Source organism: Bradyrhizobium sp. NBAIM01 (genome assembly GCF_020194115.1).
In the GTDB taxonomy this organism is placed as follows: domain Bacteria; phylum Pseudomonadota; class Alphaproteobacteria; order Rhizobiales; family Xanthobacteraceae; genus Bradyrhizobium; species Bradyrhizobium yuanmingense.
This window is the reverse complement of the sequence record NZ_JADYVU010000008.1, coordinates 127,843-151,206: the sequence shown is the minus strand read 5'-3', so window position 1 is coordinate 151,206 and position 23,364 is coordinate 127,843. Positions and strand designations below refer to the sequence as shown.

The window sequence follows — 23,364 nt, the reverse complement described above, 5'->3', positions numbered from 1 at the left end:
CTTCCCGCACCGCAGCACTCACAAGTTGCTGGAATGCCCACGCGCCTGCTTGACAACGTGCCGCCCTTGCGCTGAACATACGCCCAACGCGTGGGCATATGCCCAAAACGCGAACTGAGGGGAGGTCACCGTGAAACATGTCCTGGGCGCCGTCTGCGGCGCGTCTTGCCTGCTACTGGCCGTCCCGGCGATGGCCGAAACGACCCTGACGATCGCCACCGTCAACAATGGCGACATGATCCGCATGCAGGGGCTGACGGGTGAGTTCACCAAGAAGAACCCTGACATCACCGTGAAATGGGTGACGCTGGAGGAGAACGTGCTGCGCCAGCGCGTCACCACCGATATCGCCACCAAGGGTGGCCAGTTCGATGTCCTCACCATCGGCACCTACGAGGTGCCGATCTGGGCCAAGAAGGGCTGGCTGGTACCGCTCGCCAACCTCGGCGCCGATTACGACGTCGCCGACCTCCTGCCCAAGATCAAGGACGCGGTCTCCGCCGACGGCAAGCTCTACGCCGCGCCGTTCTACGGCGAGAGTTCGATGGTGATGTACCGCACCGATCTGTTCGAGAAGGCCGGCCTGAAGATGCCGGAAAAGCCGAGCTGGGATTTCGTGATCGATGCGGCCAAGAAGCTGACCGACAAGAGCGCCGGCACCTACGGCATCTGCCTGCGCGGCAAGGCAGGCTGGGGCGAGAACATGGCGTTCCTCTCGGCAATGGCCAATTCCTATGGCGCGCGCTGGTTCGACGAAAAGTGGCAGCCGCAGTTCAACACGCCGGAATGGAAGACGACACTCACCACCTACGTCAACCTGATGAAGGAAGCCGGGCCTCCCGGCGCCAGCTCCAACGGCTTCAACGAGAATCTGGCGCTATTCAACGCCGGCAAATGCGCGATGTGGATCGACGCCACGGTCGCGGCGTCCTTCGTCACCAACCCCAAGGAGTCCAAGGTCGCCGACAAGGTCGGCTTCGCGCTCGCGCCCAACACCGGGCTCGGCAAGAACGCCAACTGGCTGTGGGCCTGGAATCTCGCAATCCCTGCCGGCTCCAAGAAGACGGAAGCAGCCGAGAAGTTCATCGCCTGGGCCACCAGCAAGGACTACACCAAGCTGGTGGCCTCGAAGGAGGGCTGGGCCAACGTGCCGCCGGGCACGCGTACCTCGCTCTACCAGAACGATGAGTACCTGAAGGTCGCGCCGTTTGCGAAACTGACGCTGGCCTCGATCAACGCCGCCGATCCCAACAAGCCGACGGTGAAGCCCGTTCCCTACGTCGGCGTGCAATACGCCGCCATCCCTGAATTCCAGGGCATCGGCACGCAGGTGGGCCAGCAGTTCTCGGCGGCGCTTGCGGGATCGATGACGGTCGATGCGGCGCTCACGGCTGCGCAGTCCGCTACCGAGCGCGAGATGAAGCGCGCCGGCTACATCAAGTGAACCCGGGCTCTCCCTGAGCTCAAACTTGCGGCCATCCATCCTTGCTGGATGGCCGCCCTTCTTCCTCCGAGCGGAGCGCCAAGAATGGCAACCCGGCAGACGCAGCTTCTTGCGCGGTCGCTCCTGACCCCGGCCGTCGGACTGCTGTTCATCTGGATGATCGTCCCGCTGGCGCTGACGATCTACTTCTCGACGCTGCATTACAGCCTGCTCGATCCCGGCTCGGAATCGTTCGTCGGCCTTGAAAACTTCCGCTACTTCCTCACCGATCCTGCCTTCCTCGCCTCGCTTCAGAACACGCTGGTGCTGGTCGGCTCGGTGCTGGCGCTGACCATCCTGCTCGGCATTCCCCTGGCGCTGCTGATGGACCAACCCGTGGTCGGCCGCAATTTCGTGCGGCTGATGGTGATTGCGCCGTTCTTCGTGATGCCCACGGTGAGCGCGCTGGTCTGGAAGAACCTGTTGATGCATCCGGTGTCGGGATTGTTCGCCTGGCTCGCTTCGCTGTTCGGCCTGACGCCGATCGATTGGTTCAACGACGTGCCGCTGTTTGCGGTGATTTTGATCGTGACCTGGCAATGGCTGCCGTTCGCGACCCTGATCCTGCTCACCGCGCTGCAATCGCTCGACGAAGAGCAGAAGGAAGCCGCCGAGATGGACGGCGCCAGCGCCGTCTCGACCTTCATCTACATCACGCTGCCGCACCTCGCGCGTCCCATCACGGTGGTGATCCTGATCGAGACCATCTTCCTGCTCACGGTGTTCGCCGAGATCTTCGTCACCACCGGCGGCGGGCCGGGCCTGCAAACCACCAACATCGCCTTCCTGATCTATTCGCAGGCGCTGATCCAGTTCGACGTCGGCAGCGCCTCGGCGGGCGGGCTCGTCGCGGTGGTCATCGCCAACATCGTCGCCTTCTTCCTGGTCCGCATCGTCGGCCGCAACCTGGAGGCCTGACATGGCACGGATGGCGACGACGCGGCGGGTGATGATATCGACGGCGGCGGCCTGGCTGTTCGGCTTCCTGATCTTCTTTCCGATCCTATGGATGGGGCTGGCGAGCTTCAAGACCGAGCTCGAGGCCTTCGCGATCCCGCCATCCTTCCTGTTCTTCCACTGGACCACCGAAAACTACGCGACCGTGCAGGAACGCAGCGATTATCTGCACCACGCGATGAACTCGATCATCATCGCCGGCGGCTCGACGCTCATTGCGCTGCTGATCGCCATTCCGGCGGCCTGGTCGATGGCGTTCTCGCCAACCAAGCGCACCAAGGACATCCTGCTCTGGATGCTCTCGACCAAGATGATGCCGCCGGTCGGCGTGTTGGTGCCGATCTACCTGATCTACAAGAGCCTCGGGCTGCTCGATTCCCGCATCGGCCTCGTCTTCATCCTCTGCCTCGGGAATCTGCCGATCGTCATCTGGATGCTCTTCACATATTTCAAGGAGATCCCGCGCGACATCTTAGAGGCCGCGCGCATGGACGGCGCCACGATCGGCCGCGAGCTGGTCTATGTGCTGACGCCGATGGCGATCCCGGGACTGGCGTCCACGCTGTTGCTCAATCTGATCCTGGCCTGGAACGAGGCGTTCTGGACGCTGAACCTGTCCACCTCGAGCGCTGCGCCGCTCACCACGTTCATCGCCTCCTATTCGAGCCCCGAAGGGCTGTTCTGGGCAAAACTGTCGGCGGCGTCCACGCTGGCGATCGCGCCCATTCTCGTCCTGGGTTGGTTCAGCCAGAAGCAGCTCGTGCGCGGGCTCACCTTTGGCGCGGTGAAATAGGGGGCTGCCGGATCATGGGTCAGATCACACTTCAGGGCGTGCAGAAATCCTTCGGCCCCGTGCACATCATCAAGGGCGCCGACCTCGAGATCGCCGATGGCTCCTTCGTGGTGTTCGTCGGTCCCTCCGGCTGCGGCAAGACCACGCTGCTGCGGCTGATCGCGGGGCTCGAGGACGTCAGCGGCGGCAAGATCCTGATCGACGGCAAGAACGTCGTCGATACGCCGCCCGCCAAGCGCGGGCTGTCGATGGTGTTCCAGTCCTACGCGCTCTATCCGCATATGAGCGTGCGCGGCAATATCGGCTTCGGCCTCAAGATGGCGGGCTTGCCGAAGGACGAGATCAACCGCAAGGTCGAGGCGGCCGCCGCGACGCTGAATCTCACGCCCTACCTCGACCGCAAGCCGCGCGAGCTCTCCGGCGGCCAGCGCCAGCGCGTCGCGATCGGCCGTGCCATCGTCCGCGAGCCCAAGGCATTCCTGTTCGACGAGCCGCTCTCCAACCTCGACGCCGCGCTGCGCGTGCAGATGCGCATCGAGGTGACGCGACTTCAGAAGCAGCTCGGCACCACCGCGATCTACGTCACCCACGACCAGGTCGAGGCCATGACCATGGCCGACAAGATCGTCGTGCTCAACGGCGGCAAGATCGAGCAATATGGCTCGCCGCTGGAGCTTTACGAGCGACCCGCCAATCTCTTCGTCGCCGGCTTCATCGGCTCGCCCAAGATGAATTTCGTCACCGGAGAGCCTGCTTTGCAGAAGGGGGCGGCGACGATCGGCGTTCGGCCGGAGCATCTGAAGATCGAGCGCGACGGCGGTGGCGGCTGGCAGGGAACCATTGCGGTGGCCGAGCATCTCGGCAGTGACACCTTCCTCTACGTCGACGCCGGCGCGCTCGGCATGCTGACGGCGCGCTACATCGGCGAATTGAGCCTGCATGGCGGCGACCGGGTGTCGCTGATGCCCGACCCTGCGCGCATTCACCGCTTCGACGAGAGCGGCAACGCTCTTCGGGGCTGACAAGAAACGGCAAGAAGACGGAAAGACGATCATGTATCTGGAAAAATTCAGGCTGAGCGGCAAGACCGCGTTCATCACCGGCGGCGGCCAGGGCATCGGCCTCGCCTGCGCGGAGGCACTGGCCGAGGCCGGCGCGAAGGTCATCATCGGCGACCGCGACGGCAAGGTCGCCGACGGCGCCAAAGCCAGCCTGAGGGCGAAGGGCTACGACATCGAGACCGCAATCATGGACGTCACCAACACCACACGCGTGGCGGAGGTGGCAAATGATCTCGTCGCCCGCCATGGCAAGGTCGACATCCTCGTCAACAATGCCGGCATCGCGCGGAGCGAGACGCCGGCCGAGACCGTTACCGACGAGCACTGGCTCAACGTCATCGACGTCAATCTCAACGGCACCTTCTGGTGCTGCCGCGAGTTCGGCAAGCACATGTTGAAGGCTGGAAGCGGCGCCATCGTCAATGTCGGCTCGATGAGCGGCTTCATCGTCAACAAGCCGCAGGAGCAGTGCTTCTACAACGCCTCCAAGGCCGCCGTGCACCATCTGACCAAGTCGCTGGCCGCCGAATGGGGCGCGCGCGGCATCCGCGTCAACGCGGTGGCGCCGACCTATATCGAGACGCCGCTCAACGCCTTCGTGAAGAGCAATCCGAAAATGTATGACGCCTGGATTGGTGGAACTCCGATGGCGCGCATGGGGCAGGTTGAGGAGATCGCCTCCGTCGTGCTGTTCCTCTCGTCGGAGGCCGCGAGCCTGATGACCGGCAGTATCGTGCTGGTGGATGGCGGCTACACTTGCTGGTAGGCTCACCGTCAAAACGGACGGACCGGGAGAGACCATGCCGCGAGCGTATATCGGCGTCGACGTGGGGACCACGAGCACGCGGGCAGGGGTGTTTGACGAGGCCGGCACGCTGCTCGCGACGGCCCGGCATCCGATCAGGATCTGGCACGAGGCCGGCGACATCGTCGAGCAGTCGTCGGAGGACATCTGGCAGGCCTGCGCCAAATCGGTGCGCGCGGCGATGTCGGAAGCAGCGATTACGCCGGGCAGCATCGGCGGCATCGGTTTCGACGCCACCTGTTCCCTCGTGGTGCTCGATCCGCAAGGCGAGCCGCTCACCGTCAGCACCTCCGGCGAGGCGCAGCGCAACGTCATCGTCTGGATGGACCATCGCGCCACGGCCGAAGCGCGGCTGATCAACGAGACCGAGGATGCCGTGCTGCGCTATGTCGGCGGCTCGATCTCGCCGGAGATGGAGATGCCGAAGCTGCTATGGCTGAAGCGGCATCTGCGCGCGAGTTTCGATGCCGCCGGTCACTTCTTCGACCTGGCCGATTATCTGACCTGGCGGGCGACCGGCGCGCTGCAGCGCTCGACCTGCACCGTCACCTGCAAGTGGAACTATCTCGCCCATGACGGCGGCGGCTGGAGCGCGCCGTTCTTCAAGCGCATCGGCCTGTCCGACTTCGTCGCCGAAAAATACGCGCGCATCGGCACCGAAATCGTTGCGCCCGGTACGCGCCTCGGCGTCGGGCTCACGCCGGCAGCAGCAGTCGAGCTCGGCCTTCCTCCGGGCACCCCGGTCGGCGCCTCCCTGATCGATGCCCATGCCGGCGGTATCGGTGCGATTGGCGGCCGTGACGGGGCAGCCGGCCCGAGCGATGTCGGCGATCGTCTCGCCTACATCATGGGAACGTCGGCCTGCATCATGGCGACGACGAAGGAGCCGTGCTTCGTGCCGGGCGTTTGGGGTCCCTATTATTCCGGCATGGTGCCGGATTTCTGGCTCAATGAAGGCGGGCAGTCCGCCGCGGGCGCTGCGATCGATCATCTCCTCAAGTCGCATCCCGGCCATGGCGAGGCGAGCGCGGCGGCACGCAGCGAAGGCCTCGATCTCATCGATTTCCTCGAGCGCCGCATCATCGCGCGCTCCGGCGGTGCTAGCCGCGCCGCGCTGCTGGCGCGCGACGTCCACGTGCTGCCGGAATTCATTGGCAACCGCTCGCCCTATGCCGATCCCGACACGCGCGCGGTGATCGCGGGCCTTGATCTCGACACCGACATCGCCGCGATGGAACGGCTGTTCGTCGCCGGCCTCTGCGGTCTTGCCTACGGGCTTGCGGAGGTCATCGAGGCTTTTGCCGCGCATGGGGTCCGCTCCAGCATCATGATCATGGGTGGCGGTGCCAGCCGCAGTCCTTTGGTGCGGCAGATCATGGCGGATACCACCGGTCTCACGGTCGCGTTGCCGCAGACGAAGGAGCCGGTGCTGCTGGGCGCCGCGATGTTAGGGGCGGTCGCCGGTGGCGCCTATGCCTCGATCGGTGAGACCATGGCCAAGATGTCGGCGCTGGGGCGCAAGAGCGAGCCGACCGCGCCTGATATGGCCGCGTTTCACGCCCGCAAGCGCGAGGTCTACAAGCTGCTGCGCGAGCTCGATCGCGGCAGCCGTGCCGCGATGCGCAGCGTCGCGAGAGGTTGAAGGACATGCTGATTGCCTGCGGCGACGCGCTGATCGATTTCGTGCCGACGCGAAACGTCGAAGGGCGCGAAGCGGTGATGCCCGCGGTCGGCGGCTCCTGCCTCAACGTCGCGATCGGCATGGCGCGGCTGGGCGCGCCGACTGGTTTCGTCGGCGGCATCTCGACCGACCTGTTCGGGCGCATGATCGCCGATCATGCCTCCGCATCGAAGGTTGCACTCGATCTCGCCACCCGCAGCGACCACCAGACCACGCTCGCCTTTGTCCGCATTGTCGAGGGCGAGTCGCACTACGCCTTCTACGATGCCGAGACCGCGACGCGGAACTGGACTTACCGGCATGGGTCCATTCCGTTCGATACTGTCGAGGCCGTCCATGTCGGCTCGACCACGCTGGTCAACGACCAGGGTGCGGCCGAGACCGAGGCGCTGATCGCAGACGCGCGGGCGTCGTCCACGATCTCCTTCGATCCGAACTGCCGACCGAACCTCGTCAAGGACAAGCCAACCTATCTCGGCCGAATGGCCGAGTTCGCCGGAAGCGCCGATCTCATCAAGATGTCGGACGTCGATTTCGCCTATCTCTTCGGCGAGGAGCCGTATCAGCAGCGCGCGAGCACATTGCTGGGGCAGGGGACGAGCCTCGTCGTCATCACCCGCGGCAACAACGGTGCCATAGCCTGGCATGCGCAAGCAGGGCAGATCGAAGTGCAAGCACCGAAGGTCGAGGTGGCGGACACTATTGGCGCCGGCGACAGCTTTCAGGCGGCGCTGCTGTTGGCACTTTACAAGCAGGATCGCATCGCCCGGCCGAGATTGAAGGACATCGGCGCGGACGAGCTCCGCCGTGCGCTTTCCTTCGCCGCCAATTGTGCCGGCCTGACCTGCACCCGTCCGGGCGCCGATCCGCCTTGGAGCCACGAGATCAATTGGGACTGGTAGCCCACGTCACATCCGCGCGACGGCCTTCTCGGCACATTTGAGGAAGGTTCCGATCAACGGACTGTGGGAGTCCCGCCGCCAACAGACTGCGATGTCGAGGGAGTCAGTGACGTCACGCAGGGGTCTGAACACGACTCCGCGTGGCGCGCCGAGCTGTGCGCAGGCCGGCAGGATGGCGAGACCTTCGCCGGCCAGGACCAGGCTCATCGCCGAATGCACCGTCTCCACCCGGCTGGCGATCGGCATCACCACCTGGTGCCGACGCAATAAAGGGACGACCGCGGAGGAGGCGGGCCCATGGTCCGGATGCGGGAGTGCGATCAGCGGGCGGCCCTGCAGCCGGGCCATCGGCACCGAGCTCAAGCGGGCGAGTGGCGAGCGGATCGGCATGGCCAGCATGAAAGGCTGTGCACCGATCTTTGCCACCTGGATCTCGGGATGATTGATTGCGGGCATACACAGCGCGACTGTGACGCTGCGGTCGAGCACGCGGGCCTCGCGCGTTGAGGCGCTCAGCTCAACGAAGCTGAGATCGACGCCGGGAACTGCGCGGCGCAGTTCGGGGATGAGTCGCGGCAACATCGCATTCGCCAGCACGAACATGTAACCGACTGACAGCCGGCCGCGCCGTCCCGAAGCAACCGCGCGTGCGGCTTCGGCGCCGTCGGTTGCCAACGCCAGCGCTTCGCTGGCGCGCGCCAGCAATGCCTGGCCGGCCTCGGTCAGATCCATGCCACGGGTGCCGCGGCGGAACAGCGGCGCGCCGATCTCGGCCTCGAGCTTGCGGATCTGGACCGAGAGCGGCGGCTGCGCCATCCGGAGCTGCTCGGCCGCCTTGCCGATGCTGCGCGCCTCGGCGACGGCGACAAAATAGCGGAGCCGGCGAAGATCCATTGGCATACCGAGAGCGTATGGGTTGGCGATAAAAATCGTATTGGACGGCGAGTTAACAAAACTGTCATTCTCGCTGTCAATGTCTTCGGGCCAACGGCGGCCCGCTTCGGAGCGTGATGTGACGATGAACGGCGATCCCTGTCTGTTGTCCGCGACCGAGCTGCGCGGTCTCGTCGCGGCAAAGCGGATTTCGCCAGTCGAGCTCACCCGCGCTGTGCTTGCCCGCGCCGAGGCCCTCCAGCCCGAATTGAACTGCTTCATCACGTTGTGCGGCGACGAGGCGATCGCAGCGGCGCGCGAAGCCGAGCGCAAGGTGATGGCGGGCGAACCGCTCGGCCTGCTGCACGGCATCCCCGTAACCGTCAAGGACATCGTCAATACCAAGGGGGTCAAGACCACCTTCGGCGCCGTTCCCTACAAGGATAATGTGCCGGCCGAGGATGCCGTCGCCGTCGCGCGGTTGCGCAGCGAAGGCGCGATCCTGATCGGCAAGACCACGACGCCGGAGTTCGGCAGCAAGTGCCTCACCGATTCACCCTTGTTCGGCCGGACCCGCAATGCGTGGGACGCCTGCCGTTCCTCCGGCGGCTCCAGCGGCGGCGCGGCGGTCGCTGTGGCGAGCGGCATCGCGCCGCTCGCTATTGCGACCGACGGCGGCGGCTCGACACGAATTCCGGCCGCCTGCAACGGCGTGGTGGGCCTGAAGCAGAGCAACGGCGTGATCCCGCACAGCCAGGCGCTCGACGTGTTCGGCAACCAGACCTATGTCACGCCGACCACCCGCACCGTCGCCGATACTGCGCTGATGATGCAGGCGATGGCGGGCGAAGATCCTATCGATCCCTGGTCGATCGGCGTGCCCGTGCCCGACTTCATCGGCACCGCCGCCCCGCATGGTGATTTGCGCGGGCTGAGGATCCTGTACTGCCTGACGCCGCCGGGCCGTCCGGTATCGGCCGAAGTCGCCGCCAATTTCAAGGTGAGCCTCGACCGGCTGGCCGGGTTAGGGGCCGAGCTCGAGGAATTCTCCGGTGAGGGGTTCGACATCGAGCCGATCTGGCGCGCCATCAACCACACCGTCTGGCGCACGCGCTTTGCCAAGCTTGCGGCCGAGCATCGGGACGAACTGAGCGAGGCCTTCCTCAAGCAGCTCGCGCTCGCCAGCGAAGTCAGCGGCATCGACTATCAGGAGGCGATGTTCGCGCGCACCGCGTTGTTCCGCCGCGTGCAATCGCTGCTTGCGCGCGGTCACCTGCTGGCGATGCCGACGCTGACGCGCACCGCGCTGCCGATCAAGCAGGACCTGTTCGGCAATATCGAGATCGACGGCAGGCATTACGACAGCGTCCGGCCGCATTGGTTCCCCTTTACAATGCCGTTCAACATGACCGGTCACCCCGCGATCAGCCTTCCCTCGGGCTTTGCCCGCGACGGGCTGCCGATCGGGCTCCAACTGGTCGGCCGTTTCCGGGCCGACGCGGAATTGCTGCGCGTGAGCGCTCTGTTCGAGGCGTCAAGCGACCTTCTGTCCCGCTGGCCGTCTTGAGGAGATGGAGATGCAGCAAAGAGCTTGCTTAAGGCGTCCGGACATGTTGATCGTGGCCTGGGTGAGCCCTGAAGCCGAGCGCGCATGAGCGTCTTTGTCCTCCGACGTCTGTTGACTCTGCTGGCGACGCTGGTCGGCGCATCGCTGATCATCTTCCTGGTGCTGGACGCGCTGCCCGGCAACGCAGCGCAGATGCTGATGGGCGCTGATGCTTCGCCCGACGCGGTGCGCGCGCTCACCGTCAAGCTCGGGCTCGACCAGCCGCTGGCGGTTCGCTATTTGCAGTGGATCAAGGGCCTCCTCGTCGGCGATCTCGGCAATTCCTACGTCTACGGCACCCCGGTCGGCAGCCTGATCGCCGAGCGGCTGGTGCTGACCATTCCGCTCGCGATCATGGCCATGACGATCACGGTGACGCTGGCGCTCTCGGCCGGTATCTACACCGCCGCCAACCACAACAAGCTCGGCGATGTCGGCGTGATGTCGTTGACCCAAGTGGGCATCGCGCTGCCGAATTTCTGGTTCGCGATTCTCCTGGTGCTGCTGTTCTCGGTGCGGCTGCAATGGCTTTCGGCCGGTGGCTTTGCCGGCTGGGAGGACGGCATCTGGCCGGGGATCAGGTCGCTGCTGTTGCCCGCGATCTCGCTCGCGGTGGTGCAGGCCGCGATCCTCGCGCGCGTCACGCGTTCGGCCGTGCTCGAAGTGCTGCGCGAGGATTTCGTCCGCACCGCCCGCGCAAAGGGCCTCGGCAAGCGCGAGGTGCTGTGGAGCCACGTGCTGCGGAATGCCATGATCCCCGTGATGACCGTGATGGGCCTGCAATTCGCCAATCTGCTCGCCGGCACCATCGTGATCGAGAACGTGTTCTACCTGCCGGGCCTCGGTCGCCTGATCTTCCAGTCGATCGCCAACCGCGACCTGATCGTGGTGCGCAATTGCGTGATGTTGCTCGCCGCGATGGTGGTGATCGTCAATTTCGTGGTCGATGTGCTCTATGCCTTCATCGATCCCCGCATCAAGGTGCACGACCTGTGAGCGCGCCCATCACCATCGACGCGCCCGTCGCAACGCGTCCGCTGCCGGCGCGCACGTTCTGGCGCCGCGCGCTGCGCCACCGCAGCTTCGTCCTCGGTGGCACGCTGAGCCTTCTGGTGCTGGTTTCGGCGCTGTTGTCGCTGGTATGGACGCCGTGGTCGCCTTACGAAATCGACATCGCCGCAAAGCTCCGCCCGCCCTCGGCGGCGCATTGGCTCGGCACCGATTCCTTCGGCCGCGACATCGTCTCGCTGCTGCTTGCGGGCGCCCGGTCCACCATCATGGTCGGTGTCATCGCTGTCAGCATCGGTCTTACCTTCGGCGTCACGCTGGGCCTGATCGCCTCGGCCCGGCGCGGCTGGACGGAGGAGATCATCATGCGCTTTTCCGATTTCACCTTCGCCTTTCCGGCCGTGCTGTCCGCGATCATGCTCGCCGCCGTCGTGGGGCCGGGCATGGTGACCTCGATCGTCGCGATCGGCATCTTCCAGATCCCGACCTTGACCCGGCTGACGCGCGGCTCGGCCAATGCGATCTGGGCGCGTGAATTCGTGCTGGCGGCACGGGCGGCGGGCAAGGGGCGCTTCCGCATCACCATCGAGCATGTGCTGCCGAACATCCTGTCGATCCTGATCGTGCAGGTCACCATCCAGTTCGCGCTCGCCATTCTCGCCGAGGCCGCGCTGTCCTATCTCGGCCTCGGCACGCAGCCGCCGCAGCCGTCCTGGGGACGGATGCTGAACGATGCGCAGACGTTGCTGTTCCAGTCGCCGATGCTCGCGGTCTATCCGGGCGTTGCGATCGCAATCTCGGTGCTCGGCCTCAACCTGCTCGGTGACGGATTGCGCGACCTGCTCGATCCCCGGCTGGCGCGGGAGCGATGACGATGGCCGAGTGCTCCAACATGCCGCTAATCGTGGTCGACAATCTCGGCGTTCGCCTCAACACCAGCCGCGGGCCAGCGCAGGCCGTGCGCGGTGTCAGCTTTGCGCTGACGCGCGGCGAGACGCTCGGGCTCGTGGGCGAGTCCGGCTGCGGCAAGTCGGTCACGGCGTTGTCGTTGATGGGGTTGCTGTCGGACAGTGCCGTCGTGACCGGCAGCGTCAAGCTGGACGGCGACGAACTCGTCGGACTTCCGGATTCCGACTATTGCCGCCTGCGCGGCAACCGCATCAGCATGATCTTCCAGGAGCCGATGACTGCGCTCAATCCGATGCACACGATCGGCAACCAGGTCGCCGAGCCGCTGCGGCGTCACAAAAACTATTCGGCGGCCCAGGCACGTCAGGAAGCAATCGCCTTGCTCGACCGCGTCGGGCTGCCTGACGCCGCGCGTCGCGTCGATGCCTATCCGCACCAGTTCTCCGGCGGGCAGCGTCAGCGCATCACCATCGCGATGGCGCTTGCCTGCGAGCCGGACCTGTTGATCGCGGACGAGCCGACCACCGCGCTCGACGTCACCATCCAGGGCCAGATCCTCGACCTCATCGCCGATCTCGTTGAGGAGCGCGGCATGTCCATGATCCTGATCTCGCACGACCTCGGCGTCATCGCCGAGAACGTCCAGCGCATGATGGTGATGTATGGCGGCACCGTGGTCGAGAGCGGCCCGACCAACGAGGTGTTTCGTCGCATGGGCCATCCCTACACACAGGGCCTGTTCCGTGCCCGGCCCAAGCTCGGCGCGCGCAAGGGGACGCGGCTGAAGACGATCTCCGGCACGGTGCCGGAGCTTGCCGATCTGCCGTCCGGCTGCACCTTCTCCGATCGCTGTCCGCTCGTGATCGACCAGTGCCGCGCGGCGCTGCCGCCGATGGTGGACGTCGGCCCCGGCCATTTTGCGCGCTGCATCCGAACGGACGTGTCGATGGCCGAACGCGTCGGAGCGCTGACCGCATGAGCACCGCGCCGCTTCTCGAGGTCAGGGATCTCGAACAGCGCTACACGCTGCCGCGCGAGAGCCTGTTCCGTCCGCCGGGGCAGGTGCGCGCGCTCAATGGCGTCAGTGTGCAGGTCCGGGCCGGCAAGAGCCTCGGCATCGTCGGCGAGTCCGGCTCCGGCAAGTCCACCTTCGCGCGCGTCGTGATGGCGCTGGAGCGGCCGACCGCAGGACAGGTCGCGCTGCTCGGGCGCGATCTCAACCGCTTGCCGGCCGACGAGCTGCGCCGCGCCCGGCGTGATTTCCAGATGGTGTTCCAGGATCCCTACGGCTCGCTCGATCCGCGGCAGACCATCGCGCGGATCGTCGCCGAGCCGCTGACCGTGCTGGAAGGTGCCGACCGCACCACGTTCCGCGACCGCGTCGCCGCGGTGCTGCGCCAGGTCGGCTTGCGCGATGCGGACATGGAAAAATATCCGCACGAATTCTCCGGCGGCCAGCGCCAGCGCATCGCGATTGCGCGTGCGCTGATCACCCAGCCGAAGCTGATCGTTGCCGACGAGCCGGTCTCGGCGCTCGACGTCTCCGTGCAGGCCCAGGTGCTGAACCTGATGCAAGACCTCCAGGAGCAGTTCGGCCTGAGCTACATCCTGATCAGCCATGACCTCGCCGTGGTCGACTATCTCTGCGACGAGGTCGCGGTGATGTATCTCGGCCGCATCGTCGAGCAGGGGCGGCCAGAGGATTTGTTCGAGCGCTGCGCCCATCCCTATACGCGGGCGCTGCTGGAGGCGGTGCCGCGGGCTCGCGCCGGAGGTGGCCGGCGCCGCCGCGGGGCCCAGGCGATCGCCTCGCACTCGGCGGTGACGACCGGATGCCCCTATGCATCGCGCTGCCCGCTTGCCGACCAGCATTGCCGCGAGGTTCCGCCTGAGTTACGCAAGGTGGGCGAGGGGCACCTTGCCGCCTGCCACAAGGCCGAGGCTGTGATGGCGTTGCCGCAGGCGGCCATGGAAGGTTAGTGTCCGGGGCAGGATTGGCGTTAAGCTGGAAACAGGATTGGCCGGGGAGTTCGCGCATGTTCAGGAAACTATCGATCGTCGCATTTGCCGCTGCGCTCGTTGCGGCGCCTTTGCCGGTGCTGGCGCAGAGCAAGAAGGACAGCGTCGTCATGGGGATGACCCTTGAGCCGCCGGGGCTCGACCCCACCAACGCCGCCGCGGCCGCGATCGCCGAGGTCACGCTCTACAATATCTATGAGACGCTGACCAAGATCAACGAGGACGGCTCCACCTCACCGCTGCTCGCCGAGAGCTGGACCGCGTCGCCCGATCTGAAGACCTATACGTTCAAACTGCGCAAGGGCGTCAAATTCCACAATGGCGAAGCGTTCGATTCCGCGGCCGTGAAGTTCTCGTTCGAGCGCAACGCGGCGCCCACCAGCACCAACAAGGACAAGAGCCTGTACCAGGCCTTCGAGAAGGTCGAGACGCCCGACGCCGACACCGTCGTGATCACGGTGAAATATTCCGAGCCGAACCTGCCGTTCCTGCTCGGCCAGGCGGGCGGCTCGATCGTCGAGCCGAAGAGCGCTGGCACCAATGTCACGCAGCCGGTCGGCACCGGACCATACCAGCTTGGCGCCTGGGCCAAGGGCTCTTCGATCACGCTGAACAAATGGGCCGACTACCGCAACGCCTCTGCGATCAAGCTGTCGAAGGTGACGATCCGCTTCATCTCCGATCCGGCGGCGCAGGCCGCGGCGCTGCTCTCGAACGACGTCGACGCGTTCCCGCGCATCGCAACCCGCGTGGTTGCTCAGTTCAAGTCTGATCCGCGCTTCACGGTGCTGATCGGCGGCTCCAGGGCCAAGACCATCGTGGCCATCAACCATCGCAAGAAGCCGCTCGACGACGTCCGCGTTCGCCGCGCCATCCTCGCCGCGATCGACCGCAAGGCCTTGATCGACGGCGCGGTCGAGGGTTACGGCACGCCGATCGGCAGCTTCTACACGCCGGGATCGCTCGGCTATGTCGACACCACCGGCATCAACCCGTACGATCCCGAGAAGGCCAAGAAGCTGCTGACTGAAGCCGGCGTCACCACGCCGCTCGAACTGTCATTGAAGCTGCCGCCGCCACCCTATGCGCGGCAAGGCGGCGAGATCGTCGCCGCCCAGCTCGCCAAGGTCGGCATCATCGCCAAGATCGAGAACGTCGAATGGGCGCAATGGCTGTCGCAGGTGTTCGCCGGCAATGGCCCGCACAATTTCGATCTCACCATCGTCAGCCATGTCGAGCCGTTCGACCTCGTCAAGATCACGGAGCCGGACTACTACCTCGGTTACAACAACGAGAAGTTCAACGCGCTCTACAAGCAGATCGTCTCGACGCCGGACGAAGCCGGCCGTGCCAAGCTGCTTGGCGATGCCCAGCGCATGCTGGCGACCGATGCAGTCTCGGCTTACCTGTTCCAGCCGCAATGGCCCACCGTCATCAACAAGAAGCTGAAGGGCGTCTGGAAGGAAGTCCCGCAGTTCGAGAACGACTTCTCCGCTTGGTATTGGGAATAGGCGAAGGGGCGCGCCGCTGAGGCCGCGCGCTGCCTTTCTTCCCCTCTCCCCTTGTGGGAGAGGGTGGCTCGCCGTGCAGCGGCGAGACGGGTGAGGGGTTCTCTCCGCGAGCACATCTCTCATCGGAATTCGCGGAGAGATACCCCTCATCCGGCGCTTCGCGCCACCTTCTCCCACAAGGGGAGAAGGAAGACGCCAAACAAAACCTGAAAAACAACCCCATGCACAGTAGCCGGGGTCAGTCATTTCAATGGCTTACACGTTGCGCCTGTGTGATCGACGCGATGCGCCCGAAAGTTGACCCGTCGGGCAAAACACTGGCATGATGGCATGCTCGAGTCTCGTGGTGGAGACGCGCGCCGTCGGTCGAGGCAGCCGTGCAGAAATCATCCCGCCGCAATGCCGGCATTGCCGCGGCGGCCGTCAGCGCCGAGGCGCCGATCTCCCCAAAGCTTGATCATGCAAGGCTCGATCATGCGTCGATGAGCGATATCGCTCATGCTTTGGCCGATGGGCATGTCACTGCCACGGCGCTGCTCAAAGCCTATCTCGCGCGCATTGAAGCCTACGACCGCGACGGGCCCAAGCTCAATGCGGTCCGCGCGCTCAATCCCGACGCGCTCGTGATTGCGGACAGGCTCGACGGGCGTCAAGCCGTCGGCCAAGCGGCCGCTGGCCGGCATCCCGATCCTGGTAAAGGACAACATCGCGACCGGCGACGCTCAGCCGACCACGGCGGGCTCGCTGGCTCTGGAAGGCGCGCGCGCACGGGACGATGCGACGCTCGTCAAACTGCTGCGCGAGGCCGGCGCGGTGATCCTCGGCAAGGCGAATCTGACCGAGTTCTCCAACATGCTCGCGGTCGACATGCCCTCCGGCTATTCGTCGCTGGGCGGTCAGGTCAAAAATCCCTATGCGCCGGCGCTGGCCGACGATCACGGCATGCCCGTCGTGTCCCCGGGCGGCTCGAGCGCGGGTTCGGCGGTCGCGGTGGCGGCAGGCTTGTGTGCGGCTTCGATCGGCACGGAGACTTCGGGCTCGCTGCTCTTTCCCGCTAGCCAGAATGGCCTCGTCACCGTGAAGCCGACGGTCGGGCTCATCAGCCGTGCCGGCATCGTGCCGATCTCACATAGTCAGGACACCGCGGGGCCGATGACGCGGACCGTGCGCGACGCGGCGCTGCTGCTCAACGTGCTCGCGGCCAAGGACCCGCTCGATCCGGCGACGCAAAAGCAGCGGCGGCCGGCCGATTTCACCGCCGGCCTGACGCGCGATGCGATGAAGGGGGCGCGTATCGGCGTGCCCAGCGATCCCGCCGATCCGCTGAACGATCCCTTCTTCCGCAAGCTGCCCCCCAAAGGAGCGAAGGTGGTGGCGGAAGCGATCAAGGTGCTGGAGGATCTCGGCGCCGTGATCGTGCGCGCTAGCATGCCGACAGCCGGCTGGATGAGCGGACCGGGTACGATCATGGCCGTGCTCAACCGCAATCCGCTGAGCGCCAACAGGGGCAATGCGGTCGCGCAGCGGATCGTCTTCATCTACGAGCTGAAACGAGACCTCAACCTCTACCTGAGGGATTGGGCGACCAACACCACCTTCAAGACCATGACCGACATCGTGGCCTTCAACGAGGCGAATGCGGGCAAGGCGCTCCGCTTCGGCCAGGACAACTTCCTCGCAGCCGACCTCACCCGGGGCGACCTGAGCGAACGCGAGTACAAGGCGGCACTCGCCATGGACCTGCTCAGCGCCAGGACTCGCGGCATGGATGCCTACATGAACCAGCACAAGCTCGACGCCGTGCTGTTCCCGGGCAGCGAAGGCGCCGCGATCGCCGCTAGGGCGCGCTATCCCAGTGTCATGGTGCCGTGCGGCTTTGTCGCCGGGGTCGACGGCAAGGATACGCCCGACTATCCGTTCGGCGTCACCTTCGCCGGCCCCGCCTGGAGCGAGCACAAGCTGCTGCGCCTGGCCTACGCGTATGAGCAGGCCTCCAATATGCGCAAGCCGCCACCCGGCTTGCCGGCGCTTTAGAGTGCACTGTGCGTGCGCCGGCTGGTGGCATGTGCTGACAAATCCGCTGTCCGTTCTCACCGATACAGCGGACGCGCCGACCTGCCCTGGGCGTATTGCAGACCTACTCTCCTTCAATCCAAATTCCTGCTTCGCTAAGGGCGCTTAGAATGCGGTCGATGTCTTTCGGGTCCAATACTCGGCTGTCACACAGCTCATTCAACTCATCGAAGGTAATCTTACCGTCACGTTGACCGATTTCGATGGCTCGTCGAATGATTTCTGGCACGCTCATGCTCTCTCCATTTCAGCAGCCTCTACTATAATGGGAGAGAGTCGGGTTGTGGCCCTTAGCCGAACCGGGCTGAGGCATTTGCGATTTCGGCTGAGGGAGCCAGAGCGGACGCGGGGCTTGAGCTTGCCCGACCGCCGCTTTTGACCCATTGCGGAAATGCAGCCGTTAGGTGGATGCCCTATCCCTGAGGGAGGGGACGCGAGGACACAGAGTGCGGGAACTCGCCCGATCACTCCGCGTTAAGTTACAAAAGTGGGTATTCCTTAGCTCTCTCAAGCCTTGGAGATAACCCGTGCCACACGGAAAGTTGGCTGCTCAAACCACGAACCTATCCGACGAACTGCTCAAGCGCGCGGATGATGCGATTATGGAGAGCCGTCGCCTGCACGGGGAAAACCGAACGGCCCGCGAGCAAAGTCGCCAATGTCTTGGTCAGCTGCATTGGATGGCTCGAGAGATGAGGCCAATCAAACTTTGCCCCCCTTCAGCGAATTCTAAACAAGGATTAGAGCTATTCCGCGCGCGCCCGTTGGCTCCGCTGAGGAGTAGGGAATGTTCAGTAATCGCCCTACGTGGATGATGCATCTATTGGCTTGGGCAATAGCCGCCATCGGTCTCCTCATGATTCTTTCGATGGCGCTAGGGCCCTCTTGAGGAGAGCGAACCGGCACCCTGAGGGAGCGAACGGGACGCAGACCCGGCCCGGAACGATAGGTCGTTTGCCACGTTTTCCCGATCGCTGATGCCGCGTTTAAGGCGAGGCACCGGCTCGCATCCCCATTTCCCGCGACCTGGTGCCTCTCCGACCTCAGGCGGAGCAACTCGATGAAGTCTCTTCTGGTGATCGTCACCCTCGGACTACTCGCATCGCCCTGTTTTGCCGATCCCTGGAAAGATGAAAGCGGCAAGGGGCGCTGGGGCTACGATCGTGGTCATTACCGCGCCTACAACTACGATCGCGAATACAAGCAAGAGTACCGCCGAGGCCCCTGCAAGATCGAGCGCAAATGGGGCAAGCACGGCGAGTACAAGGAAGAGACCAAGTGCAAGGGCTATCGCGACTGACCTGGGAGGAGCGAAGACGGGTGAACGTCGGCTATTGGCCCGTAGCTGCCATAGTCGAGGCGAGGGATCGAAGTCTGCTTGGACCTCTAACGGTGCAGGAACTGAAGCACCGCTTCAGGTGATGCAGCCGCCAGCGCTCCGACACAAAACCCGACGAAGCCAACCGCAGCAGCCCCGACTAATCCGTGAGATGCCCAGCCGGTCGCCGCGCCAATCACGGTGCCCAACGTAATCGTGCAAATCGCCCAGATCACATGAAGGACGGTTTTTATCGTTCTGCCCATTCGCTCAATCTACCACGGGCTCTTTCAACGGCCGTTCACAACTTCATTAGAAGTTGTGCAATGCTCTCTGAAGAGAATTGAACTGAAACATTGCCAGTATCCACAACTGGCCCGAGGCTGTCTGCAGCGAGAAATCGCTTCCCCGCCATCCACGGCGTTCGGGAGTTTGTGGAGGCTGGAGGCCTCATCGCTTATGGCGCGAGCCTATCGGATTTGTCCCGGCGCGCTGCGACCTACGTAGACAAGATCCTGAAGGGCACCAAGCCTGCGGATCTTCCAGTTCAACAGCCAACTAAGTTCGAGTTTATTGTTAATCTCAGCGCTGCCAGGGCGCTCGGGCTGACCATGCCGCCATCGCTGCTCGCCCGCGCCGACGAGGTCATCGAATGAGGGCGTAGTTTGCTGCGGTGCATGAGTCCGTTGCTGGCCCGATGGCGAAGTTCGGTTTGGATCAGAAATGGGCTGCTAATCGGGGCACACCGGGAGTGAAGCGGCGCCGTTCAAACCGGCGCTTTTGATCCGAAGGCGACATCGACCAGACGTCTAAACGGCCGCTTCAACTCACCTGTGTGCCCTTGTGCTATTGTATCCCCTTCGAGAACTCGATGGAGGTAAGGATGGACATTCGATCGAAATTGACGGCGCTGTGTGAAGCGTTCAACGCGCACGACTTGGATTCCATCATGGAGTTCTTTGCTGACGATTGTGTCTTGGAGATGCCGAGGGGAAGCAAGCCTTGGGGATCTCGCTTCGAGGGCAAACGCAACGTACGAGACGGGCTCGCGACGCGCTTTGAAGGCTTACCGGATGTTCACTACGGTGACGCCGAGCATTTTGTGGATACGATGGCAAACACGGGCATTTCAAAATGGACGCTAACGGGCACTACAGGCGAAGGAAAAAAGATCGAGGTCCGAGGATGTGACTTTTACACTTTTCGCGCGGACGAGGTGATCCGCAAGGACTCGTATTGGAAGATTGTTGAAGGACCTTCGTCAGCCTAACGACGCACATGTCCGAATGTGGCCCAGAGGTGCAGGTCCAGGCAGCGTCTCTGTTCTCGGCTCATCGCGGAAATCGGAAGTAACCTGCGTGCCGACAATTGGCGCTCGGACGGCAGAGCGCGCAGGCAGAACGCTTTCATACATTTCCTTTCCAGATCAGCCATCGGTAGACGCCGAACACGTTGATAAGTGTCACCACCGCGTTTTGCACCATCAGCGCATATTCCGCTGTTAGATAGCCGACGACGATCCAGATCACCGATGCACCGCTCAGTACGACGAAGGCCCAGCCGGTAATGAGTGGCCGCGCCCGGGCAGCTAGGATCAGCCCGGCGCCGATCGTGCCGACTGTCGCCACCCAACGCAGGATTTCATCCATGACGCGTGTGCTCCCCGAAAATCGACGTCGGAGCGTCGTTCCGCGATTTGCCTATACGGACGCCGTCACAGGCAGGCCGCCGGAGTGGAACTTTCCGGCTCGTGCCGACCACCATGCGACCCCCGCCCGAGCGACTTGGCTCCACAGCGGCGGCGGAAGGTCAGGGTACCACTGTGTTGATCCCGTGCGGTATCAACTCCGCTGCGCCGAAATCGGAAGCTCCTTTTTTTTCTCATCCCCGACCGCGTTTCCATCAACCGGCGTGCTGGCACATTGCCCGGGCTAACGAAATGAAATCTGAGCCCAAGGACTTATCTGCGCAACGAGCTGATCGAATGAGCGCGACTTCCGCGTTTGCTCAACCTGAGTTCTTCGCGTTGTGACCCTTTACAGACGCCGAACACTCAACGGAACGAGCCAGTTTCCGTGGTTGCCGAAGGGGCGAGATCGGCGTTTCGAAAGCGATCAGCGAGCGCAAAGACGTCCGCACGCTCGATGATCAGATCGCGGAACAGTCGTGCCCGGTGTGACATCCATTGCGGGTCGGGATAGACGACATGCATGGGCAGCGGCGGCACGACGAAGTCGGGCAGCACATGGACGAGACGGCCGGCCGCGATGTGCTCGACGGTACACCAGTTCGGCAGCACGGCGACGCCGATCCCCTCCAATGCAGCCAGCGTCATCACGTCCGCATCGTCGCAGGTCATCGCCGGCGCGATGTCCACGACGTAACGGCCGGTTTCGGATTCGAACGTCCACTGATTCTTCTGCGACAGGCGTGAATAGGTGACGCAGGGCATGCGGCGCAGATGATCCGGCAGCGAGGGCACCTGATGACGCGCAAGCAGCGCGGGCGTCGCCACCAGCAGCCGTTTGATGGTGCCCACCCTGCGCGCCACCAACGAGCTTGAATTGAGGCTGCCGATCCGGATCGCAAGCTCGGTCCCGGTTTCGATGAGGTCGACAAACTGTTCCGTAAAGCTGACGTCCAGCCGGACATCAGGATAGCGGCGGGTGTATTCGGCGAAGATCTCACGGAAGAAGAAGCGGCCGAACGACGTCGGCACCGTCATCCGCAACGTCCCTGACGGATTGCCGACCCGGCTCTGCGTCGGCGCGCCGGCACTCTCGAGCAGCGCGACGATGTCCTTGGCGTATTTCAAGACGCGGTCGGCTTCCGGGGTCGGCCGCAGCTTGCGCGTGGTGCGCACGAACAGCCGGCAGCGAAACTCGGCTTCCAGCAGCGCGATGCGCTTGCTGATCGCCGGCTGCCCCAAACCGAGGTCGTCGGCGGCCTGGGTGAAACTCCCTGCCTCCATCACCCGGATGAAGGTCTGCAGCGCCTCGATCCGGTCCATTCATTCCTCGCCGGAATTTATATTATTCTGACCATTCCATATACGGCATGGCTGGTCCGGTCTAGCCTTCCTGCGATCAGGGGAGGACACGAATGAGCAAATCGATCGGCATTCTCGGGGCCGGCATCGGCGGCCTGCATCTGGCACTCTACCTGCAGAAGCAGGGCATCGCGGCAACCGTGCTGACGGATCGCGCCCCGGAGCAATATGCGGCGACGCGGCTGATGAACACCGTCGCGCATCACAGCGTCACCATCGCGCGCGAGAACGAGCTCGGGGTGAACCACTGGGACGATCCCGGAGTGGTCTATCACCACCACGATCATTACTTCAATTTCCCGGACGGCGGGCTCCTGTTCCGCGGTGCATTTCAGCGGCCGAGCCGCGCGGTGGATTATCGGATCTACCTGCCGGCACTGATGAAGGACTTCGAGGATCGCGGCGGCCGGATCGAATATGCCAGCATTCAGGACGACGACATCCCGGCGCTGGTCTCGCGCTTCGACCTTCTCGTCGTCTCCACCGGCAAGGGCGCCCTCGGGCGCATGTTCGCTCACCGGCCCGAACTCTCTCCGTACAGCCGGCCGCAGCGCCTGCTTTGCGTTGGCCTGTACGACGGCGTCGATCACGGCAGCCCGGATGGCGACGATCCGCGCGGCGTCACCCTGTCCGTCTCGCCCGGCCATGGCGAGATGATCGTCATTCCCACGCTGACCTTCGGCGGCATGAAAACGGCGCTGCTGATGGAAAACATTCCCGGCGGCGACATGGCCGACCTGGTCTCGCTCAGCTACGATGCGAGCCCGGCAGCATTCCGCCAGACCCTTCTGGACAAGCTTGAAAAGCATCATCCGCACACCTACAACCGGATCGACACGCACCGCTTCGGGCTGGCCCAGCCGCTCGACCTGCTGCAGGGCGCGGTGGTGCCAACGGTGCGGCAGTCCTGGGTGGCTTTCGACGGCGATAAGCTCGCCATTGCCCTGGGCGACGTTCACTCCGTCGTCGATCCCTTGATGGGCCAGGGCGCCAACATGGCCTCATATGCGGCCTTCGAACTCGGCAAGGCGATCGTCGATGCGGTGGCATTCGATGCGCGCTTCGTCGAGGACGTCGACCGCGCGCGCGAGAACCGCGTGCTTGCCGCGGCCCGCTGGACCAACATGATGCTGCAGCCGCCCTCGGAAGCCATGGGCCGGCTGATTTTCGCCATGTCGCAGGACCGGGAGCTTTGCGACGAGTTCACCGAGAACTTCAATTATCCGGAGCGCCAGTGGGATCGTCTGGCGAGCGACAAGCGCATCCACGCCTGGATCGATAACTGCGGCAAGATCGCGGCCTAACGACGAGCCGCA

General features: G+C 64.2%; 23 protein-coding genes. 18 read left to right on the top strand and 5 right to left on the bottom strand.

Features of this window, described 5'->3' with window-relative positions; translation table 11 throughout:
* Positions 1–130 precede the first annotated feature (130 nt).
* The 7 genes from I6F31_RS24810 (at position 131) to I6F31_RS24780 (ending at position 7,682) form a co-directional block, all read left to right on the top strand.
* Positions 131–1,444 (top strand): sugar ABC transporter substrate-binding protein, encoded by a 1,314-nt coding sequence (locus I6F31_RS24810; protein WP_225141346.1) that lies wholly within the window; start codon positions 131–133, stop codon positions 1,442–1,444.
* Positions 1,445–1,528: 84 nt separating this feature from the next.
* Positions 1,529–2,401 carry a sugar ABC transporter permease gene (locus tag I6F31_RS24805; protein WP_225141348.1) on the top strand — a complete coding sequence of 291 codons (873 nt, stop codon included), beginning with the start codon at positions 1,529–1,531 and terminating at the stop codon, positions 2,399–2,401.
* Between the two features lies 1 nt (position 2,402).
* Positions 2,403–3,233, top strand: coding sequence for a carbohydrate ABC transporter permease (locus I6F31_RS24800; protein ID WP_036005504.1), 831 nt, complete (start codon positions 2,403–2,405; stop codon positions 3,231–3,233).
* A 14-nt stretch (positions 3,234–3,247) separates the two neighbouring features.
* Positions 3,248–4,255 carry an ABC transporter ATP-binding protein gene (locus tag I6F31_RS24795; protein ID WP_036023416.1) on the top strand — a complete coding sequence of 336 codons (1,008 nt, stop codon included), beginning with the start codon at positions 3,248–3,250 and terminating at the stop codon, positions 4,253–4,255.
* A 31-nt stretch (positions 4,256–4,286) separates the two neighbouring features.
* A complete protein-coding gene (locus tag I6F31_RS24790; protein WP_036023419.1) occupies positions 4,287–5,060 on the top strand; it encodes an SDR family oxidoreductase in 774 nt (257 codons plus the stop codon).
* A 34-nt stretch (positions 5,061–5,094) separates the two neighbouring features.
* Positions 5,095–6,741, top strand: coding sequence for an FGGY-family carbohydrate kinase (locus I6F31_RS24785; RefSeq protein WP_225145946.1), 1,647 nt, complete (start codon positions 5,095–5,097; stop codon positions 6,739–6,741).
* Positions 6,742–6,746: 5 nt separating this feature from the next.
* Entirely contained in the window at positions 6,747–7,682 is a 936-nt protein-coding gene (locus I6F31_RS24780) for a carbohydrate kinase (protein WP_225186266.1), read from the top strand.
* Between the two features lie 6 nt (positions 7,683–7,688).
* Here the strand turns inward: I6F31_RS24780 and I6F31_RS24775 are convergent, their stop codons facing one another.
* Positions 7,689–8,576: a LysR substrate-binding domain-containing protein gene (locus tag I6F31_RS24775; RefSeq protein WP_225186312.1), complete on the bottom strand. Its 888-nt coding sequence runs from the start codon at positions 8,574–8,576 to the stop codon at positions 7,689–7,691.
* Between the two features lie 124 nt (positions 8,577–8,700).
* On the opposite strand from I6F31_RS24775, the gene I6F31_RS24770 reads away from it, so the two are divergent.
* The 6 genes from I6F31_RS24770 (at position 8,701) to I6F31_RS24745 (ending at position 15,608) form a co-directional block, all read left to right on the top strand.
* Positions 8,701–10,122 (top strand): amidase family protein, encoded by a 1,422-nt coding sequence (locus tag I6F31_RS24770; protein ID WP_225186265.1) that lies wholly within the window; start codon positions 8,701–8,703, stop codon positions 10,120–10,122.
* Positions 10,123–10,206: 84 nt separating this feature from the next.
* Complete coding sequence (locus I6F31_RS24765) at positions 10,207–11,157, top strand: ABC transporter permease (RefSeq protein WP_036005490.1); 951 nt, start codon at positions 10,207–10,209, stop codon at positions 11,155–11,157.
* Entirely contained in the window at positions 11,154–12,041 is an 888-nt protein-coding gene (locus tag I6F31_RS24760) for an ABC transporter permease (RefSeq protein WP_225186264.1), read from the top strand. Before I6F31_RS24765 ends, I6F31_RS24760 begins: the two co-directional genes overlap by 4 nt.
* 2 nt (positions 12,042–12,043) lie before the next feature.
* A complete protein-coding gene (locus I6F31_RS24755) occupies positions 12,044–13,057 on the top strand; it encodes an ABC transporter ATP-binding protein (protein ID WP_225186263.1) in 1,014 nt (337 codons plus the stop codon).
* The gene (locus tag I6F31_RS24750; protein WP_225186262.1) at positions 13,054–14,058 is read left to right on the top strand and encodes an oligopeptide/dipeptide ABC transporter ATP-binding protein; all 1,005 of its coding nucleotides are present in this window, start codon (positions 13,054–13,056) and stop codon (positions 14,056–14,058) included. The genes I6F31_RS24755 and I6F31_RS24750 overlap by 4 nt, the downstream gene beginning before the upstream one ends.
* Positions 14,059–14,114: 56 nt before the next feature.
* Entirely contained in the window at positions 14,115–15,608 is a 1,494-nt protein-coding gene (locus I6F31_RS24745) for an ABC transporter substrate-binding protein (protein WP_225111803.1), read from the top strand.
* A gap of 386 nt (positions 15,609–15,994) precedes the next feature.
* On the opposite strand, the gene I6F31_RS24740 is transcribed toward I6F31_RS24745, so the two are convergent.
* Positions 15,995–16,261, bottom strand: coding sequence for a hypothetical protein (locus I6F31_RS24740; protein WP_225186261.1), 267 nt, complete (start codon positions 16,259–16,261; stop codon positions 15,995–15,997).
* Here I6F31_RS24740 and I6F31_RS24735 point away from each other — a divergent pair.
* Positions 16,236–17,642, top strand: coding sequence for an amidase family protein (locus I6F31_RS24735; RefSeq protein ID WP_225186260.1), 1,407 nt, complete (start codon positions 16,236–16,238; stop codon positions 17,640–17,642). The genes I6F31_RS24740 and I6F31_RS24735 overlap by 26 nt on opposite strands.
* 103 nt (positions 17,643–17,745) lie before the next feature.
* Here the strand turns inward: I6F31_RS24735 and I6F31_RS24730 are convergent, their stop codons facing one another.
* The gene (locus tag I6F31_RS24730) at positions 17,746–17,916 is read right to left on the bottom strand and encodes an RNA polymerase sigma factor region1.1 domain-containing protein (RefSeq protein ID WP_082641515.1); all 171 of its coding nucleotides are present in this window, start codon (positions 17,914–17,916) and stop codon (positions 17,746–17,748) included.
* An 825-nt stretch (positions 17,917–18,741) separates the two neighbouring features.
* Here I6F31_RS24730 and I6F31_RS24725 point away from each other — a divergent pair.
* The 3 genes from I6F31_RS24725 (at position 18,742) to I6F31_RS24715 (ending at position 20,269) form a co-directional block, all read left to right on the top strand.
* On the top strand, positions 18,742–18,981 hold the full coding sequence (locus I6F31_RS24725) for a hypothetical protein (RefSeq protein ID WP_225186259.1): 240 nt from the start codon (positions 18,742–18,744) through the stop codon (positions 18,979–18,981).
* Positions 18,982–19,355: 374 nt separating this feature from the next.
* On the top strand, positions 19,356–19,655 hold the full coding sequence (locus I6F31_RS24720; RefSeq protein ID WP_225186258.1) for an ABC transporter substrate binding protein: 300 nt from the start codon (positions 19,356–19,358) through the stop codon (positions 19,653–19,655).
* A gap of 227 nt (positions 19,656–19,882) precedes the next feature.
* Positions 19,883–20,269 carry a nuclear transport factor 2 family protein gene (locus I6F31_RS24715; RefSeq protein WP_036035076.1) on the top strand — a complete coding sequence of 129 codons (387 nt, stop codon included), beginning with the start codon at positions 19,883–19,885 and terminating at the stop codon, positions 20,267–20,269.
* Positions 20,270–20,405: 136 nt separating this feature from the next.
* Here I6F31_RS24715 and I6F31_RS24710 read toward each other — a convergent pair whose 3' ends face one another.
* Entirely contained in the window at positions 20,406–20,648 is a 243-nt protein-coding gene (locus I6F31_RS24710) for a hypothetical protein (RefSeq protein WP_225186256.1), read from the bottom strand.
* Positions 20,649–21,052: 404 nt separating this feature from the next.
* Positions 21,053–22,009, bottom strand: a complete 957-nt coding sequence (locus tag I6F31_RS24705; protein ID WP_225186255.1) for a LysR family transcriptional regulator — start codon at positions 22,007–22,009, stop codon at positions 21,053–21,055.
* 92 nt (positions 22,010–22,101) lie between these two features.
* Between I6F31_RS24705 and styA the strand changes: the two genes are divergently transcribed.
* Positions 22,102–23,352: a styrene monooxygenase subunit StyA gene (gene styA, locus I6F31_RS24700; protein WP_225186254.1), complete on the top strand. Its 1,251-nt coding sequence runs from the start codon at positions 22,102–22,104 to the stop codon at positions 23,350–23,352.
* Positions 23,353–23,364 lie beyond the last annotated feature (12 nt).

Excerpts from the sequence above, each read along its gene's own strand:
- styA (WP_225186254.1), top strand. The coding sequence starts at position 22,102 with ATGAGCAAATCGATCGGCATTCTCGGGGCCGGCATCGGCGGCCTGCAT.
- I6F31_RS24705 (WP_225186255.1), bottom strand. The coding sequence starts at position 22,009 with ATGGACCGGATCGAGGCGCTGCAGACCTTCATCCGGGTGATGGAGGCA.
- I6F31_RS24800 (WP_036005504.1), top strand. The coding sequence starts at position 2,403 with ATGGCACGGATGGCGACGACGCGGCGGGTGATGATATCGACGGCGGCG.
- I6F31_RS24790 (WP_036023419.1), top strand. The coding sequence starts at position 4,287 with ATGTATCTGGAAAAATTCAGGCTGAGCGGCAAGACCGCGTTCATCACC.
- I6F31_RS24745 (WP_225111803.1), top strand. The coding sequence starts at position 14,115 with ATGTTCAGGAAACTATCGATCGTCGCATTTGCCGCTGCGCTCGTTGCG.
- I6F31_RS24780 (WP_225186266.1), top strand. The coding sequence starts at position 6,747 with ATGCTGATTGCCTGCGGCGACGCGCTGATCGATTTCGTGCCGACGCGA.
- I6F31_RS24750 (WP_225186262.1), top strand. The coding sequence starts at position 13,054 with ATGAGCACCGCGCCGCTTCTCGAGGTCAGGGATCTCGAACAGCGCTAC.
- I6F31_RS24795 (WP_036023416.1), top strand. The coding sequence starts at position 3,248 with ATGGGTCAGATCACACTTCAGGGCGTGCAGAAATCCTTCGGCCCCGTG.
- I6F31_RS24765 (WP_036005490.1), top strand. The coding sequence starts at position 10,207 with ATGAGCGTCTTTGTCCTCCGACGTCTGTTGACTCTGCTGGCGACGCTG.
- I6F31_RS24715 (WP_036035076.1), top strand. The coding sequence starts at position 19,883 with ATGGACATTCGATCGAAATTGACGGCGCTGTGTGAAGCGTTCAACGCG.
- I6F31_RS24805 (WP_225141348.1), top strand. The coding sequence starts at position 1,529 with ATGGCAACCCGGCAGACGCAGCTTCTTGCGCGGTCGCTCCTGACCCCG.
- I6F31_RS24770 (WP_225186265.1), top strand. The coding sequence starts at position 8,701 with ATGAACGGCGATCCCTGTCTGTTGTCCGCGACCGAGCTGCGCGGTCTC.
- I6F31_RS24785 (WP_225145946.1), top strand. The coding sequence starts at position 5,095 with ATGCCGCGAGCGTATATCGGCGTCGACGTGGGGACCACGAGCACGCGG.
- I6F31_RS24730 (WP_082641515.1), bottom strand. The coding sequence starts at position 17,916 with ATGAGCGTGCCAGAAATCATTCGACGAGCCATCGAAATCGGTCAACGT.
- I6F31_RS24725 (WP_225186259.1), top strand. The coding sequence starts at position 18,742 with ATGAAGTCTCTTCTGGTGATCGTCACCCTCGGACTACTCGCATCGCCC.
- I6F31_RS24755 (WP_225186263.1), top strand. The coding sequence starts at position 12,044 with ATGGCCGAGTGCTCCAACATGCCGCTAATCGTGGTCGACAATCTCGGC.
- I6F31_RS24710 (WP_225186256.1), bottom strand. The coding sequence starts at position 20,648 with ATGGATGAAATCCTGCGTTGGGTGGCGACAGTCGGCACGATCGGCGCC.
- I6F31_RS24775 (WP_225186312.1), bottom strand. The coding sequence starts at position 8,576 with ATGGATCTTCGCCGGCTCCGCTATTTTGTCGCCGTCGCCGAGGCGCGC.